Origin of the sequence: Proteus sp. CD3 (genome assembly GCF_008808075.1) — a bacterium.
GTDB lineage: Bacteria > Pseudomonadota > Gammaproteobacteria > Enterobacterales > Enterobacteriaceae > Proteus > Proteus appendicitidis.
In genome coordinates, this window is record NZ_CP019686.1 from 3,887,697 (window position 1) to 3,903,546 (window position 15,850).

The 15,850-nt window shown below is 39.7% G+C and carries 14 protein-coding genes; 8 read left to right on the plus strand and 6 right to left on the minus strand.

The features are described from left to right. Positions 1–43 precede the first annotated feature (43 nt). The 3 genes from BTA34_RS17330 to BTA34_RS17340 are packed head-to-tail and all read right to left on the minus strand — an operon-like array spanning position 44 to position 2,489. A complete protein-coding gene (locus tag BTA34_RS17330) occupies positions 44–1,222 on the minus strand; it encodes a M20 metallopeptidase family protein (RefSeq protein WP_151436608.1) in 1,179 nt (392 codons plus the stop codon). Further along, complete coding sequence (locus tag BTA34_RS17335; protein WP_151436609.1) at positions 1,222–1,671, minus strand: hypothetical protein; 450 nt, start codon at positions 1,669–1,671, stop codon at positions 1,222–1,224. Before BTA34_RS17335 ends, BTA34_RS17330 begins: the two co-directional genes overlap by 1 nt. Next, complete coding sequence (locus tag BTA34_RS17340) at positions 1,668–2,489, minus strand: DUF3100 domain-containing protein (protein WP_151436610.1); 822 nt, start codon at positions 2,487–2,489, stop codon at positions 1,668–1,670. Before BTA34_RS17340 ends, BTA34_RS17335 begins: the two co-directional genes overlap by 4 nt. 567 nt (positions 2,490–3,056) lie before the next feature. Between BTA34_RS17340 and poxB the strand changes: the two genes are divergently transcribed. After that, positions 3,057–4,781: a ubiquinone-dependent pyruvate dehydrogenase gene (gene poxB, locus BTA34_RS17345; protein ID WP_151436611.1), complete on the plus strand. Its 1,725-nt coding sequence runs from the start codon at positions 3,057–3,059 to the stop codon at positions 4,779–4,781. A 62-nt stretch (positions 4,782–4,843) separates the two neighbouring features. On the opposite strand, the gene argE is transcribed toward poxB, so the two are convergent. After that, on the minus strand, positions 4,844–6,007 hold the full coding sequence (gene argE, locus BTA34_RS17350) for an acetylornithine deacetylase (RefSeq protein WP_151436612.1): 1,164 nt from the start codon (positions 6,005–6,007) through the stop codon (positions 4,844–4,846). 100 nt (positions 6,008–6,107) lie between these two features. Between argE and argC the strand changes: the two genes are divergently transcribed. From argC to oxyR, 5 genes are all read left to right on the plus strand, one after another. Further along, a complete protein-coding gene (gene argC / locus BTA34_RS17355) occupies positions 6,108–7,112 on the plus strand; it encodes an N-acetyl-gamma-glutamyl-phosphate reductase (RefSeq protein ID WP_151436613.1) in 1,005 nt (334 codons plus the stop codon). A 20-nt stretch (positions 7,113–7,132) separates the two neighbouring features. Next, positions 7,133–7,906, plus strand: coding sequence for an acetylglutamate kinase (gene argB / locus BTA34_RS17360; RefSeq protein ID WP_151436614.1), 774 nt, complete (start codon positions 7,133–7,135; stop codon positions 7,904–7,906). 75 nt (positions 7,907–7,981) lie between these two features. Further along, entirely contained in the window at positions 7,982–9,190 is a 1,209-nt protein-coding gene (locus tag BTA34_RS17365) for an argininosuccinate synthase (RefSeq protein WP_151436615.1), read from the plus strand. A 95-nt stretch (positions 9,191–9,285) separates the two neighbouring features. After that, complete coding sequence (gene argH / locus BTA34_RS17370; protein WP_151436616.1) at positions 9,286–10,668, plus strand: argininosuccinate lyase; 1,383 nt, start codon at positions 9,286–9,288, stop codon at positions 10,666–10,668. A gap of 260 nt (positions 10,669–10,928) precedes the next feature. Then, the gene (gene oxyR / locus BTA34_RS17375; protein WP_109373434.1) at positions 10,929–11,846 is read left to right on the plus strand and encodes a DNA-binding transcriptional regulator OxyR; all 918 of its coding nucleotides are present in this window, start codon (positions 10,929–10,931) and stop codon (positions 11,844–11,846) included. Here the strand turns inward: oxyR and sthA are convergent. Further along, entirely contained in the window at positions 11,838–13,235 is a 1,398-nt protein-coding gene (sthA, locus tag BTA34_RS17380; protein WP_109373435.1) for a Si-specific NAD(P)(+) transhydrogenase, read from the minus strand. The genes oxyR and sthA overlap by 9 nt on opposite strands. A 199-nt stretch (positions 13,236–13,434) precedes the next feature. On the opposite strand from sthA, the gene fabR reads away from it, so the two are divergent. Together fabR and BTA34_RS17390 are read left to right on the plus strand one after the other, a co-directional pair. Then, positions 13,435–14,121 (plus strand): HTH-type transcriptional repressor FabR, encoded by a 687-nt coding sequence (gene fabR / locus BTA34_RS17385; RefSeq protein ID WP_151436617.1) that lies wholly within the window; start codon positions 13,435–13,437, stop codon positions 14,119–14,121. After that, positions 14,121–14,522: a YijD family membrane protein gene (locus BTA34_RS17390; RefSeq protein ID WP_151436618.1), complete on the plus strand. Its 402-nt coding sequence runs from the start codon at positions 14,121–14,123 to the stop codon at positions 14,520–14,522. The genes fabR and BTA34_RS17390 overlap by 1 nt, the downstream gene beginning before the upstream one ends. A 123-nt stretch (positions 14,523–14,645) precedes the next feature. On the opposite strand, the gene trmA is transcribed toward BTA34_RS17390, so the two are convergent. Beyond that, positions 14,646–15,743, minus strand: coding sequence for a tRNA (uridine(54)-C5)-methyltransferase TrmA (trmA, locus tag BTA34_RS17395; protein ID WP_151436619.1), 1,098 nt, complete (start codon positions 15,741–15,743; stop codon positions 14,646–14,648). Positions 15,744–15,850 lie beyond the last annotated feature (107 nt).

Here is a 15,850-nt window from a genome sequence, read left to right on the forward strand (position 1 = left end):
CTTGCGGGGGCAATGAACGGGCTTAGGCAGAATAAGAAAAAGATTAGCGAGTCAGAATATTCACAAAAATTTGAGCGCCCACTAATAAACAATCATCATCGACAAAATAAGGATTAGCGTGTAGGTAGTTATTAATCCCTTTCGCTTGATTACCACTTCCTAAGAAGAACATGGCACCAACCTTACCTTTTGTGGCGTTAACCATATAGCTAAAGTCTTCACTGCCTGTCATTGGTTTACCGTTCGATTCAATATTTTCTTCTGGTAAGAATTTACGCATCGCATCTAATAAACGCTGATGTGCAGTTGGATGATTCACAACAGCAGGGTATCCGCTATAGCTTAATGTGGTTTTAAATCCACCCGCTGTACTGCGTGCAACGATTTCATCAAAACTTGCTTTCAGTACTTGGTCGGTATTTTCATCCATAGAACGGATAGTGCCGCGAGCTTGTACGTGATCAGCTAATGCATTAGGGATTGTTCCCCCATTGATCATGCCACAACCAAATACCGCAGGGCTAAATGGATCTGTCTTTTTGGCAACAACATAATCCATATAGTCAATTAAGCGCGTTGCTTCACGAATGGCGTCTAATCCTTTGTGTGGTGTTGAACCATGTGCAGAAACACCATAAACATCTAATGTCCATGCTGAACCATAAGACGACATCACACCATCATTAAAGCGAACACAACCTGTTTCGATAGCGGCATCATTATGAAGTGCGTATGTTTCATCAACGCCTTCCATACACCCCATTTCCACCATTTTTTCAGCGCCAGGTACACGCATATCTTCTTCTGCCATTTGGAAAATAAAGCGGACATTGGATGTCATCTCTTGTTTATTTTCGGCAAGATACTTAGCACTGGTTAATGCCATGGTCATATGGGTATCGTGACCACAGTTATGCGCACAACCTTGGTGGATTGAACTGTGTTCATTATTGGTTAAGTCTGGCATTTCTAATCCGTCCATATCTGCACGGATAGCAATTAATGGGAATTCAGAATTAACAATTAAGTCTGCTGTGAAACCTGTATATCCATCAAAAGTTTTAATTTGATAACCAAAACTTTCCATTAATTCACGACAATATTTAGATGTTTTATATTCTTCACCTGATAGCTCAGGTATTTTATGCAGGTCTTGTCGTGTTTTTTTACTAAAGTCATTTAATTGAAAGAGTTTTTCACTGACATTATAAATATTATTCATTAGATAACTCCCTGGATACTAAATCCAATTTGCGCGACGATTGATGCGCCAAAGAAACAACAAGTGGAAACAATCATGAAAATAAGAATAACTTTCCATGACATTTTCTTAAGTTCTTCTAATTGACCACCAACAGATAAACCAGCAAATGCTAATAAAGGAACACAACAAGATAAGAAAGAAACTTTACCAATAGAACTAATAAAGAAATCTCTTACCGGAGTTTCGGGTAAACAAATAATGATCCCGATAATTGTTGCATAAGCAAATGTCGGTAAAGATGAAGGTAAATAATGTTTTGCAACGAGTGAAATAAATACCACTAATGACATAGCAATAAAGCTATCCCACATTGCATAAAGAGCGATCCCTGATGTTAACGTCTGAGTAAACATTGCCAGTAAAATAGCAACGAATACAAACTTCATATCAATAATTATATTTTTCATGCAGTTTTGCCTCTGGTGAAAATTTTATAAATTTTTTCTGAAAGAGGTAAACCTAAATAGGTTAATGACAGTGCGCCTAATGCTGAAGATAATAAATTAGATGCAGCGGCAACACTTAATACTTGCTGTGCTAATGCTTCATCAAGACCATTAATTAATGCACCTGATGCAGCACTTAACATTGAACCTGAACCCACGCCAGAGCCTGCTGCAAGAGCCAGTGGATGTAATCCAGTTAATGGAGCAATACTCCCTAATACGCTAAACCATAAAGTACCGATAACAGAACCACATAAATAAATGGCTAATACACCAATATATTCTTGAGATCCTGTACCAAATTTACCTTGAATAACAGCGATAGACGGTTCACGACTAATAGATGAACAAGCACCAATTGCACGACGACCAAATCCAAATTTAATGGCTAATGGAACTGCAATTAATACAGGTAATAAGTTGCCGAGTTCCTGAACAAATAAAGGAACGCCAACACTTAAAATCATTTTAATATTAGGAACAATCATTCCTGCATATTGCGTACCTAAAATAAGCAGGCTGAAACCTACCATTTTACCGCAGAAGCCTTCTTCTTTTTCTGTGAATAATTTACCCCATACTTTAATTTTTTTACGGGTAAATCCAGCAGACATACACATACCAATAATTACAGCAAATAGCATTGGTAAAATAGGTATTACCGCAATGCCAATCTTAATTTCTTTTTTACCAATAACATATTGTGAAATAAAAATTAAGAAAAGGACTGCCAGAATACTAATAAAGAAAACCTTTATCGGACTTCTACTTTTGTCCATCCGTTAATCTCCGTTGAAAAATAATCAGGCTTTATTCTAGAGGACAAAAAGCAAAAGGTAGCGTGACCAATGTCATGTTTATTTCATACCTCTTTTTCATGGTGCATGAAATAATGCAATGGTGATAAATTTATTAACAAATAGGAGAAAGTTAAATTTTTTAATAAAGACAGTGAGTAAGGCTGAAATGAGTCAGCTTAATTGTTAATAAAGATGTGAGGAGAAAAATCTTTATTAAAAATTATTTTAATTATTAAAATAATCCTATAAGCAGACATTGTCTATAATTTAATAAAGAATAATACATTATTAATGAGATATATTCTTATTTGGTGCGGTTATTATAAATTTAATGAATGTATTTGGAAGTGATATTTTATTTTTTGTATTTTTGAGGGCTGATTTTATCCTCACAGTGACATTATAGTGATTGGTGTTATTCTTTATATTTAAGTTAGTGAGATAATTTTCTCTGCAAGCTGATGAGGAAGAGAAACAGAATATGGGAAGGAAATCAGTGTAGCTCGCAGAGGCGTAATTTACCCAAAACTGAGGAAAAACATCACCATGAGTAAGCAAACAGTTGCAACCTACATTGCTAAAGTACTCCAGAATGCAGGTGTAAAACGTATTTGGGGCGTGACAGGCGATTCTCTCAATGGATTAAGTGATAGCTTGCGAAAGATGGGAACGATTGAGTGGATGGGAACCCGTCATGAAGAAGTTGCGGCGTTTGCCGCAGGAGCAGAAGCGGCAGTTAATGGTGAATTAGCGGTTTGCGCGGGTTCTTGTGGGCCGGGAAATTTACATCTTATCAATGGGCTTTTTGATTGCCATCGTAATCATGTTCCTGTGTTAGCCATTGCTGCGCATATTCCTTCTGCGGAAATTGGTAGTAATTATTTTCAAGAAACACATCCTCAAGAACTTTTTCGCGAATGCAGCCATTACTGTGAATTAATCTCAAACCCAGAGCAGATCCCTCAAGTGCTGGCCATTGCAATGCGCACCGCTATTTTGAAAAAAGGGGTCGCAGTTGTTGTTTTACCGGGAGATGTTGCACTAAAACCAGCCCCAGAAGATGCGCATGAAAACTGGTATCCGTTGCAATTTCCACTCATCATGCCAAATCGTTTCGAAATCGAAAAATTATCCGATGCACTCAATGATGCAAAAAATATCACCTTAATGTGCGGTGCTGGATGTGTTCAAGCTCGCGACGAAGTGATTAAGCTGGCTCAAACATTAAAAGCCCCTGTTGTACACGCATTGCGAGGGAAAGAACACATTGAGTGGAAAAATCCCTACAGTGTAGGAATGACGGGATTAATTGGTTTTTCATCGGGTTATCATGCGATGGAAAATGCCGATACGTTAGTATTATTAGGTACGCAATTTCCTTATCGTGCATTTTATCCATCAAAAGCCAATATTATTCAAATTGATATTAATCCAAGCAGCCTTGGTTCGCATTGCCATGTCGATATGGCGATGATTGGCGATATTAAAGCCACGCTAAATGCAATACAGCCTCGTTTAAAAGAGAAAACAGATACGGCGCATCTTGATGCATCGCTGAAACATTATGCTAAAGCACGAGAAGATCTGGATGCATTAGCACAACCCAGTGAACGTGAGCTTATTCACCCACAATATCTGGCACGTCGATTGAGTGAACTGGCAAATGATGATGCCATTTTTACTTGTGACGTAGGTACACCAACAGTATGGGCAGCCCGTTATGTAAGCATGAATGGCAAACGTCGGTTGCTGGGATCGTTTAATCACGGCTCTATGGCAAATGCAATGGCTCAAGCTATTGGCGCACAAGCATTAGATAGAAAACGCCAAGTGGTAGCAATGTGTGGTGATGGTGGATTTACCATGTTAATGGGTGATTTTATCTCATTGGCGCAAATGAATTTGCCTGTAAAAGTGATTATTTTTAATAACAGTGTATTAGGTTTTGTGGCGATGGAGATGAAAGCCGGTGGCTATTTGACGGATGGTACTGATTTACATAATCCTGATTTTGCTGCTATTGCCAATGCGTCTGGTATCAAAGGTATTCGAGTAGAAAAGGGTGAAGATCTGGATAATGCTCTTAAAGAAGCCTTTGAGCATGATGGCCCTGTGATTGTTGATGTGGTAACTGCAAAACAAGAGCTTTCAATGCCTCCTGAAGTGAAGTTTGAACAAGCCAAAGGCTTTAGTTTGTATATGATGAAAGCGATTATTAATGGCCGAGGAGATGAGATTGTGCAACTCGCGAAAACGAATTGGCTACGTTAATGATTAAGTTAGATTGAAGATAAATAACCCTATCAAAATAAATCGATAGGGTTATATTTTTATTATTGGGCTTTCTCTGTTAAACAGAAGTTTTCAATTAATTGCCCCATTAATTCACGAGTCGGCTCAATAAATGCCATATCAATAAATTCATCAGGCTGATGTGCTTGTTCAATAGAACCAGGCCCTAAAACTAAGGTAGGGCAGAGATCTTGAATAAACGGTGCTTCAGTACAGTAATTCACCGTTTGCGCTTTTTCACCTAATAGTTTTTCGATCACGGCAACCATTTTATGATCGGTTGGGCACTCATAACCCGGAATAGGATCGTGTAACGCTTCAACACTTAAACGCCCCGGCCAACGTGCTTTGACTGGTGCTAATGTTTCATGAAGTAAATCATCCAAGTCTTGCAGTGTTAATCCCGGTAATGGGCGAATATCCATATGTAATTCACAGCAAGCACAAATTCTATTTGCTGCATCACCGCCATTAATATAACCAAAGTTCATTGTTGGATAAGGAATAACAAACGCAGGGTTGTTATAACGAGTTTTTAGCGTATCGCGCAATGTACTAAGGTGAGTAATAGACTCATGCATCAGTTCTATCGCATTTACCCCTTTTTCTGGATCACTCGAGTGCCCTGATTGCCCCGTAATACGTATTGCATTTGATAAATGCCCTTTATGAGCGCGAATAGGTTTTAGCGATGTAGGTTCGCCAATAATGGCAAAATCAGGGCGGATTGTTGTATTAGCAGCAAAATAACGCGCCCCTGCCATGGAGGTTTCTTCATCAGCGGTAGCAAGTATATAAAGTGGATGCGTTAGTGTTTTAGTATCCACGTCACGTAATGCATCAAGAATAAAGGCAAAAAAGCCTTTCATATCGGCAGTGCCTAAGCCGTATAACTTATTTTCTTTTTCTGTCAGCGTAAAAGGATCTTGCGTCCAACGACCTTCATCAAAGGGTACTGTGTCAGTGTGACCACAGAGTAATAATCCCCCTTTTCCCGAACCTAATGTTGCCAAAAGGTTAAATTTACCTCGCGTTTCGGGTACAGGTTGAATTTCAATTGAAAAACCTAATGTTTCCAACCAATTAGCAAGCAAATTAATCAGTGCTTCATTACTTTGATCGTTTTTAGCGTCTGTTGCACTGATCGAGGGTGTTGCAATTAATTGACGATAAATCTCAATAAATGTAGGTAATTTAATATTCACTGTTGACAGCCTTTCTTCATAATAGTATCAATATTCATGCACTTTTTTTGAATAAAAATACATTAATCGGTTTGTGTTCATAGTACAAGGTAAGAATGACATGTTAAATACTCTGATTGTAGGAGCAAGTGGTTACACTGGCGCTGAATTAGCCGCCTATCTTCAGCAGCATCCTCATGTGAATTTGAGCAGACTGATGGTATCAGCTCAAAGTGCAGATGCAGGAAAGTGCTTTTCTGAACTTCATCCACAATATCGTGGTTTAGTGGATCTCCCACTCGAACCGATGGTTGATGTCGCTAAAGCCGCTGAAAACATTGATATCGTTTTTCTCGCAACAGCACATGAAGTCAGCCATGACATTGCCCCTGTCTTTTTAGAGCAAGGTTGTGTGGTATTCGATTTGTCTGGTGCCTATCGAGTACAAAACAAGCATTTTTATCAACAATACTATGGATTCGAGCATAAGAATACTGATTGGTTATCACAGGCGGTTTATGGGCTGTCTGAATGGAATGCTGACATTATTAGTCAGGCTCAATTAATTGCAGTGCCGGGCTGTTATCCCACGGTGTCTCAGTTGTCTCTAAAACCGCTTGTGGAAGCGGGGCTTTTAGATACAGCACAGTGGCCTGTTATTAATGCCACCAGCGGTGTGAGTGGTGCAGGTAGAAAAGCCTCTTTAACTAGCAGTTTTTGTGAAGTGAGTTTGCAACCTTACGGTGTGTTTACTCACCGTCATCAACCTGAAATTGCAACGCATCTTGGTATTGATGTCATTTTTACACCTCATCTGGGTAATTTTGCGAGAGGGATCTTAGCCACTATCACCTGTAAGTTAAAAGTGGGTGTGACACAAGAGGATGTAAGGCAAGTCTTTGAAGATGCTTATCAAGATAAACCATTAGTGCGTGTGTATGAAAAAGGGTTGCCGGCATTAAAAGCTGTTGTAGGAACCGCATTCTGTGATATCGGATTTGCTCAACAAGGTGAACACCTAATTGTGGTTGGTGTTGAAGATAACTTGTTGAAAGGGGCTGCTGCACAAGCGGTGCAATGTATGAACATTCGGTTTGGTTTCGCTGAAACCGAATCACTTATTTAAATAATGAGTAGGGAAGTTTCATGGAACCATTAATTATCAAACTGGGTGGTGTGCTCCTTGATAATGAAGAAGCGTTAACGCGGTTTTTCACTGCATTACAACAGTATCGCTCAACACATTCTCGTCCGTTAGTCATCGTACATGGTGGTGGCTGTTTGGTGGATGACTTGATGAGTAAATTGCAATTGCCAGTGGTGAAAAAGCAGGGGCTTCGTGTCACACCTGCTGATCAGATAGACATCATCACAGGAGCGCTTGCCGGAAGTGCCAATAAAACCTTGTTATCGTGGGCAACTCAGTTTGGGCTTAATGGTGTAGGGCTTTCTTTGGGTGATGGGCAATTAGCAAAAGTGACACAAATCAATGAAGAGTTAGGGCATGTCGGAAATGCAAAGCCCGGCTCTCCTGATTTACTCAATTTATTATTGGGGGCTGGCTATCTACCTATTATCAGTTCTATCGGTATGACTGAAAAAGGTGAATTGATGAATGTGAATGCTGACCAAGCGGCAACCGCTATTGCTGAAACATTAGGTGCTGATTTAGTCCTACTTTCCGATGTCAGTGGCATTTTAGACGGTAAAGGTCAGAAGATTGCCGAGATGTCAGCCGAGAAAGCACAGACATTAATCGACCAAGGCATTATCACTGACGGCATGATTGTGAAAGTCAATGCGGCATTAGAAGCAGCTAAAACACTAGGTCGGCCAGTTGAGATTGCAAGTTGGCGTCATGCTGAAAAACTGACTGCACTGTTTAATGGTGTTGCAGTTGGAACCCGTATTTTAGCTTAAAAATCACTCTAGAAATTTTATCGCTGTTTACTCGTTGGCAGAATTTAAACAAATTGGAAATTGAAGGTTATCACTATGACTAAAGGCATAAAAAAAATCGTACTGGCATACTCTGGCGGACTTGATACATCAGCAATCATTCCTTGGCTAAAAGAACATTATGATAACTGCGAAGTTGTCGCTTTTGTGGCAGATGTGGGTCAAAGCCGTGATGATTTAGTAGGTGTGGAACGAAAGGCGTTAGCGTCAGGTGCTTCTGAGTGTTATATCGTCGATCTGCGCGAAGAATTTATCAAAGACTACGTCTATCCTGTATTAAAAACAGGTGCGTTATATGAAGGTAGCTATTTATTAGGTACTTCAATGGCTCGCCCTGTTATCGCTAAAGCGCAAGTTGAACTAGCCTTAAAGCTCGGAGCCGATGCAGTTGCTCATGGTGCAACTGGTAAAGGTAATGATCAGGTTCGTTTCGAAAGTACTTATGCGGCACTTGCCCCACAACTGAAAGTGGTTGCACCTTGGAGAGAGTGGGATTTACGTTCTCGCGAAGCGCTACTGGATTATCTGAAAGTTCGTAATATTCCAACGACAGCGACGCTTGAGAAAATTTATAGCCGTGACGAAAACGCATGGCATATCTCAACAGAAGGTGGGGTATTAGAAAGCCCGTGGAATGCTTCAAACGAAGATTGTTGGGCATGGACGGTTGATCCAAAGAAAGCACCAGAAACACCAGAACGGGTTACTGTCACTGTAAAAACGGGTGAAGTCGTCGCTGTAAACGGTAAAACACAATCACCTTTTGAATGTTTAGACACCTTAAATGCATTAGGCGTTAAACATGGTATCGGTCGTATTGATATTGTTGAAAACCGTTTAGTGGGAATGAAATCTCGTGGCTGCTATGAAACACCGGGGGGCACAATCATGATGGCGGCTCTGCGTGGTGTTGAGCAACTGGTACTTGATAGAGATGCTTTTAAATGGCGTCAACAACTAGGCTTAGAGATGTCTTATGTGGCTTATGACGGTCGTTGGTTCACGCCAATTCGCGCTTCACTGCAAGCGGCTGCAGAATCACTGGCAAATGATGTGAATGGTGAAGTGGTATTAGAGCTGTATAAAGGTCATGTTAATGCTATTCAGAAGAAATCAGATAACAGTCTGTATTCTGAAGAATTTGCAACCTTTGGTGAAGATGAAGTTTACGATCACAGCCATGCTGAAGGGTTTATCCGTTTATATTCCTTACCATCACGTATTCGTGCATTGAGTAAGAAATAAGGTTAAACAATAGAGTGATGCTATATATCTATATATAAGGATACAAGGCATCACTCTCACTCTTTTATTACATAAAATAAATACAGGAAGCAATTATGGCACTCTGGGGTGGACGTTTTAGTCAGGAAGCTGATCAACGGTTTAAACAATTCAATGATTCACTGCGGTTTGATTTTCGACTGGCACAACAGGATATCTTTGGCTCAGTTGCTTGGTCTAAAGCGTTAGTCACAGTGGGCGTATTGTCGCAAGATGAACAAGCTCAACTTGAGCAAGCTTTAAATGAATTATCAGAAGAAGTAACCGCAAACCCGCAGTCTATTTTGCAAAGTGATGCAGAAGACATCCATAGCTGGGTTGAAAGTAAGCTTATTGCCAAAGTGGGTGATTTAGGTAAAAAATTACATACAGGTCGTAGCCGTAATGATCAGGTCGCAACAGACTTAAAATTATGGTGTAAAGAAGAAGTTATTCATCTTCGCCAAGCAATTGTTGAGCTACAAAAAGCCTTAGTTATCACCGCAGAACAAAATCAAAATGCAGTGATGCCGGGTTACACCCATTTACAGCGCGCTCAGCCTGTCACTTTTGCACATTGGTGTTTAGCATACAATGAAATGCTAGCCAGAGATGAAAGCCGCCTAGCAGATGCATTAAAACGTTTGGATGTCAGCCCGTTGGGATGTGGTGCGCTGGCAGGTACGGCTTATGATATCGATCGTGAACAATTAGCTGAATGGCTGGGATTTGCGAGTGCAACCAATAATAGTTTAGATAGCGTATCCGATCGTGATCATGTCTTAGAATTATTATCCTCTGCGGCTATTGGTATGGTTCACTTATCTCGTTTTGCAGAAGATCTTATTTTCTTTAATAGTGGCGAAGCGGGTTTTATTGAATTATCAGATAAAGTCACTTCCGGCTCTTCATTAATGCCACAAAAGAAAAACCCAGATGCACTAGAGCTTATCCGTGGGAAATGTGGACGAGTGCAAGGCGCGTTAACGGGTATGATGATGACCTTAAAAGGTCTGCCTCTTGCTTACAATAAAGATATGCAAGAAGACAAAGAAGGGCTATTTGACGCTATCGATACATGGTCTGATTGTTTGCACATGGCAACGCTTGTTCTTGATGGGCTACAAATCCGTCGTTCTCGTTGTGAAGAAGCAGCGAAACAAGGTTATGCTAACGCCACAGAACTGGCAGATTACCTTGTTGCGAAAGGTGTGCCATTTCGTGAAGCTCACCATATTGTGGGTGAAGTGGTGGTTTGCGCCATTGAGCAAGGTAAAGCGATTGAAGAACTTCCTCTTTCTGAATTACAGATGTTTAATAGTAAAATTATGATTGATGTGTACGATATTTTGTCGCTTCAATCTTGTTTAGATAAACGTCTTGCAAAAGGGGGCGTTTCTCAAAAACAGGTCGCGTCTGCGATAGTAAAAGCTAAAGAAGTTTTAAATATGGATAAATAAGCAAAGCGTTTATCTAAGACAACTTACTGTTATTCAAAAAGAACAGGGTGAATTTCACTCTGTTCTTTTATTTTAAATTGCCGATAATATCTATACTCATCTTGAATGCTTTAGAGGATGAAGGAATACGTTTTGTTTAAGTCGTTTATTTAGAAAATATCGAAAAAGAGAGACAGAATAACATTCGACTGATAGAAAAATTTATCAGTTACTATATTATCTATAGACATTAACTATCAGCAATAAATGTGGGATCTGCAATGAATATCCGTGACTTGGAATATCTGGTGGCTCTAGCTGAGCATAAACATTTTCGTCGTGCGGCAGATTCTTGCCATGTGAGTCAGCCAACATTAAGTGGTCAAATTCGTAAACTTGAAGATGAACTCGGTGTAATGTTGCTTGAAAGAACTAGCCGTAAAGTTCTGTTTACGCAACAAGGTTTGTTGCTGGTGGATCAAGCGAAAACCGTTTTACGTGAAGTCAAAGTGCTGCAAGAAATGGCTTCATTGCAAGGCGAAAGTATGGCGGGACCTTTACATATTGGGCTTATCCCTACTGTTGGCCCTTATTTATTGCCTCATATCATTCCCGAATTACATAAAAACTACCCTAAGTTAGAGATGTATCTTCATGAAGCACAAACTCACAGCTTATTAGCGCAATTAGATAGCGGAAAACTCGATTGCGCAATTTTAGCAATGGTAAAAGAGAGTGCGCCGTTTATTGAAGTTCCTCTATTTGAAGAGCCAATGAAGTTAGCAATTTATGAAGGGCACCCATGGAATGAACGTGGATCTGTGCCGATGGGCGACTTAGCGGGTCAGCGTTTATTGATGTTAGAAGATGGGCACTGTTTACGTGATCAAGCGTTAGGGTTCTGCTTCCAAGCTGGTGCAAAAGAAGATACTCATTTTAGAGCAACGAGTTTAGAGACATTACGTAATATGGTTGCTGCCGGTAGTGGAATAACCTTATTACCTGATTTATCAGTACCTCAAGAACAAAAACGTGATGGAGTTTGTTATCTAGAATGTACTGATCCCAATCCATCACGTTCTATTATTTTGGTTTATCGTCCCGGATCGCCTTTGCGTAATCGTTATGAACAGTTAGCAGAGACAATCCGTGAACATATGACCGCATTTTATGCAGAAAAACAGAGTGCATTAAAATAAGCGGTTTAAACCATTAAGTGCAGCAACACGATAGGCTTCTGCCATTGTTGGATAGTTGAAGGTAGTATTAACGAAATACTCGATAGTATTGCCTTCACCTTTTTGCTCCATAATCGCTTGACCGATATGAATAATTTCAGCGGCACGCTCACCGAAGCAGTGAATACCTAAAATTTGCTTGGTTTCACGGTGGAAGAGAATTTTCAAACTTCCGACATTCATACCTGCAATTTGCGCTCTTGCCAGATGTTTAAATTGAGAACGACCCACTTCATACGGGATTTTCATTGCCGTAAGTTGTTGCTCTGTTTTACCAACAGAACTAATTTCAGGAATGGTATAGATCCCAGTAGGAATATCTTCAATTAAATGTGTTTCTGATTTTCCAGTTGTAATTGCCAACGCTGCAATTCGACCTTGATCATAGGCGGCAGAAGCCAGACTTGGATAACCAATCACATCACCAACTGCATAAATGTGTTCACAACTGGTTTGGTAGTGCGCATTAACAGAAACTTGCCCACGACTATCTGTTTTAATACCGACGTTTTCTAAGCCCAGTGTGTCAGTATTTCCTGTTCGACCATTCGCATAAAGTAGGCAATCTGCTTTGACTTTTTTACCTGATTTTAGGTGAACAATAACACCATCATCGACACCTTCAATGCTTTCATATTCTTCATTATGGCGGATCACAATGCCGTTATTCCAGAAGTGATAAGAAAGCGCATCAGACATCTCTTGATCCAGAAAAGACAATAAGTGATCACGAGTATTAATTAAGTCTACTTTCACTCTTAATCCTCTAAAAATAGAGGCATATTCACAACCAATGACACCAGCACCATAGATAATGACATGGTGAGGCTCATGCTCTAAATCGAGAATAGTGTCACTGTTATAAATACGAGAATGAGAGAAATCAACATCTGGCGGGCAATAAGGACGAGAGCCTGTTGCAATAATAAAACTATCAGCAGAAAGAATATCGCAAGTGCCATCAGGATAACGCACGCTGATCCTGTGCTCGTCAATAAACGCAGCTTCACCTGAATACATCGTACAATTATTACGCTCGTAAAAACCTTGACGCATTTTAGTCTGCTGACTAATTACGGTGCTGGCTTGGCGAAGTATTTGGGAGAAAGAGGAGTTAATAAGGCGAGATTGGTCACTGTAAAGCGGGTTTTGATTAAATTCGATAATACGGCTTACTGCGTGACGTAGGGCTTTTGAAGGAATGGTTCCCCAGTGAGTACAGCCCCCACCGACTTTGTTATAACGTTCTATAACTGCGACGCGCTTTCCTTGTTTAACAAGCCCCATGGCCGCGCCTTCACCACCAGGACCTGAACCGATCACAATTGCATCGAAATGAGAATGTTGCATAAGAAGAGACCTGTTTTATACAAACCGACAACGCTATATTAACATTAGAATGAATAATAGCCCAACTGACATTAAGGGCATTAGTCACACTTTATTGAGTTTTTATGAGAATGTGTCTTGAGAGATGATTGTACGCACTGCTTTTTTAACAAAGTTTGATATATTGAGTACAAACCAAATTAGGATTATCAGGATTTCTGTGAGTAATAATATTGGCGTCAGAGCTAAACAAAAAGAAAAAACCCGTCGCTCTTTAATTGAAGCTGCTTTTAGCCAACTCAGTGCTGAACGTAGCTTTACAAGTCTAAGTTTACGAGAAGTGGCTAGAGAAGCGGGTATTGCACCTACTTCATTTTATCGTCATTTTAAAGATGTGGATGAACTTGGGCTTACCATGGTTGATGAAAGCGGATTGATGCTACGTCAATTAATGCGCCAAGCACGTCAACGTATTGCGAAAGGTGGCAGTGTTATCAGAACATCAGTGTCAACCTTTATGGAATTCATTGGCAATAATCCTAATGCATTTCGATTATTATTACGTGAACGTTCTGGGACATCTGCCGAATTTCGTGCCGCAGTCGCACGAGAGATCCAACATTTTATTGCAGAACTGGCAGACTACCTTGAGCAAGAAAGTCATATGCCACGTTATTTTACAGAAATGCAATCTGAAGCAATGGTCACTATTGTATTTAGTGCAGGCGCAGAAGCACTAGATATTGATATTGAAAAGCGTCAACAATTAGAAGAAAGATTAGTTTTACAACTGCGTATGATTGCTAAAGGTGCTTATTATTGGTATCGACGTGAGCAAGAGACGCAAACACCTCCACAAGATAACCCGGAAATAAAGAAAAAAACGCATCAGAAAGGAGACAAATGATGGAACAAAATCGCTGTGAAAAAAGCACGCTATTACTTGCCGCAGTCATTGGTGTCGCTTTACATGGTACTTATTCAAGCTTTTTTAACCCGCTTATTGAGTCGTGGTCAGTTTTCCCACTCATCAGTTTAATCTTGGCAGTTTACTGTTTATATCAGCGCTATTTAAATCAACCCATGACCGATGGTATGCCGAAGCTGATTTTTTCATTCTTTTTATTAGGCTTATTCGGTTATAACGCTTACACCAGAACCGTTAACCCTGAATGGGGTTCAAATTTCTTCTCTTCAGTTTGTATCGTTATTGTTGCGTTGTGGATTTATCGTCAGTTCAAACAGCGTCAACGCTTGCGTATACAGGCAGAAGAAGCTGAAAGAGCATCACAAGCAGAACAGTACTAGTCTGTACTTATCTCTTTGTTGTAAACACAGCGAAATTTTGACACCAGCAAGCTATCTTGCTGGTGTTTTTGTTTTTATTCGGGTTATTGAAGTGTTTTTAACTATAATGAGTGAAATAAGAGGTTATCTTTTTTCTAATAACACACCACATTCCATATGATGGGTATAAGGGAATTGATCGAATAATGCTAATTTACTGATTTTATGTGTTTTTATCAGTGTTTCTAAATTTTGGCACAGTGTTTCTGGATTACAAGAAATGTATAAAATGTTAGGGTAAGTTTTAACCAACTCTACAGTTTTATCATCTAAACCACTGCGAGGAGGGTCAACAAAAATAGTTTCACATTGGTAATCTTTTAAATTAATCCCTTCTAAACGTTTAAATTCTCTTACACCATTCATTGCTTGCGTAAAATCTTCTGCGGACATACGAATAATTTTCACATTATCAATGTGATTCATTGCAATATTGTATTGTGCTGCATGAACAGACGGCTTTGCAATTTCTGTTGCGAGTACACGTTCAAAATTACGCGCTAGCGCTAATGAAAAATTGCCATTACCGCAATACAATTCAAGCAGATCTCCTTTTGCATTCTCGGTTGCCATTAATGCCCATTCCAACATCTTAATATTGACCTGTGCATTAGGTTGCGTGAAGCTATTTTCAACTTGGCGATAAATCATCTCTTTGCCAGCAACAGGTAATACTTCATCAATAAAATCGTTATCGAGCATAATTTTTGTTTTATAAGCTCGACCAATTAATTGAACGTCAAAACCTTGAGCAATTAATGATTGGCGTAATGCCATGGCTTCTTGTTGCCAGATCTCATCAATCTTCTTGTGATAAAGCAGGGAGACAATAATTTTATTACTCAACGTAGAAAGATAATCAATCTGAAACAGTTTCTTTCTGAGTGTTGGTTTATCTTTTATTTCTGCCAACAAGGCAATCATCATTTTATTAATAAGCTGGCTGGCAACCGGAAATTGGTCAACACGAATGCGCTGCTTAGTCTCTTGATCAAACATAATATGATAGAGAGAATCTTCTTCATGCCAGATACGGAATTCCGCACGCATACGATAATGCTGTTCTGGTGATGAAAAAACCTCTGCTTCAGGCGCATTAAAAGGAGCCATCATTGTTTGTAGACGTTGTGTTTTTTCATTCAGTTGAGACTGATATGTTTGCGTTGGTAATGAATTCTGCATGGTATCTCGCCTTTTTTTGGCAGTAATAAAGTTAAGCGAGCGAAATTGTAGAGATCCTCATGAAGATGTCCAGTATTCTTCATGTTCAATTTCTGGACTCAGTAGAT

Excerpts from the sequence above, each read along its gene's own strand:
- sthA (WP_109373435.1), bottom strand. The coding sequence starts at position 13,235 with ATGCAACATTCTCATTTCGATGCAATTGTGATCGGTTCAGGTCCTGGT.
- argC (WP_151436613.1), top strand. The coding sequence starts at position 6,108 with ATGTTAAATACTCTGATTGTAGGAGCAAGTGGTTACACTGGCGCTGAA.
- oxyR (WP_109373434.1), top strand. The coding sequence starts at position 10,929 with ATGAATATCCGTGACTTGGAATATCTGGTGGCTCTAGCTGAGCATAAA.
- poxB (WP_151436611.1), top strand. The coding sequence starts at position 3,057 with ATGAGTAAGCAAACAGTTGCAACCTACATTGCTAAAGTACTCCAGAAT.
- BTA34_RS17365 (WP_151436615.1), top strand. The coding sequence starts at position 7,982 with ATGACTAAAGGCATAAAAAAAATCGTACTGGCATACTCTGGCGGACTT.
- trmA (WP_151436619.1), bottom strand. The coding sequence starts at position 15,743 with ATGCAGAATTCATTACCAACGCAAACATATCAGTCTCAACTGAATGAA.
- BTA34_RS17340 (WP_151436610.1), bottom strand. The coding sequence starts at position 2,489 with ATGGACAAAAGTAGAAGTCCGATAAAGGTTTTCTTTATTAGTATTCTG.
- argB (WP_151436614.1), top strand. The coding sequence starts at position 7,133 with ATGGAACCATTAATTATCAAACTGGGTGGTGTGCTCCTTGATAATGAA.
- BTA34_RS17330 (WP_151436608.1), bottom strand. The coding sequence starts at position 1,222 with ATGAATAATATTTATAATGTCAGTGAAAAACTCTTTCAATTAAATGAC.
- BTA34_RS17335 (WP_151436609.1), bottom strand. The coding sequence starts at position 1,671 with ATGAAAAATATAATTATTGATATGAAGTTTGTATTCGTTGCTATTTTA.
- BTA34_RS17390 (WP_151436618.1), top strand. The coding sequence starts at position 14,121 with ATGGAACAAAATCGCTGTGAAAAAAGCACGCTATTACTTGCCGCAGTC.
- argH (WP_151436616.1), top strand. The coding sequence starts at position 9,286 with ATGGCACTCTGGGGTGGACGTTTTAGTCAGGAAGCTGATCAACGGTTT.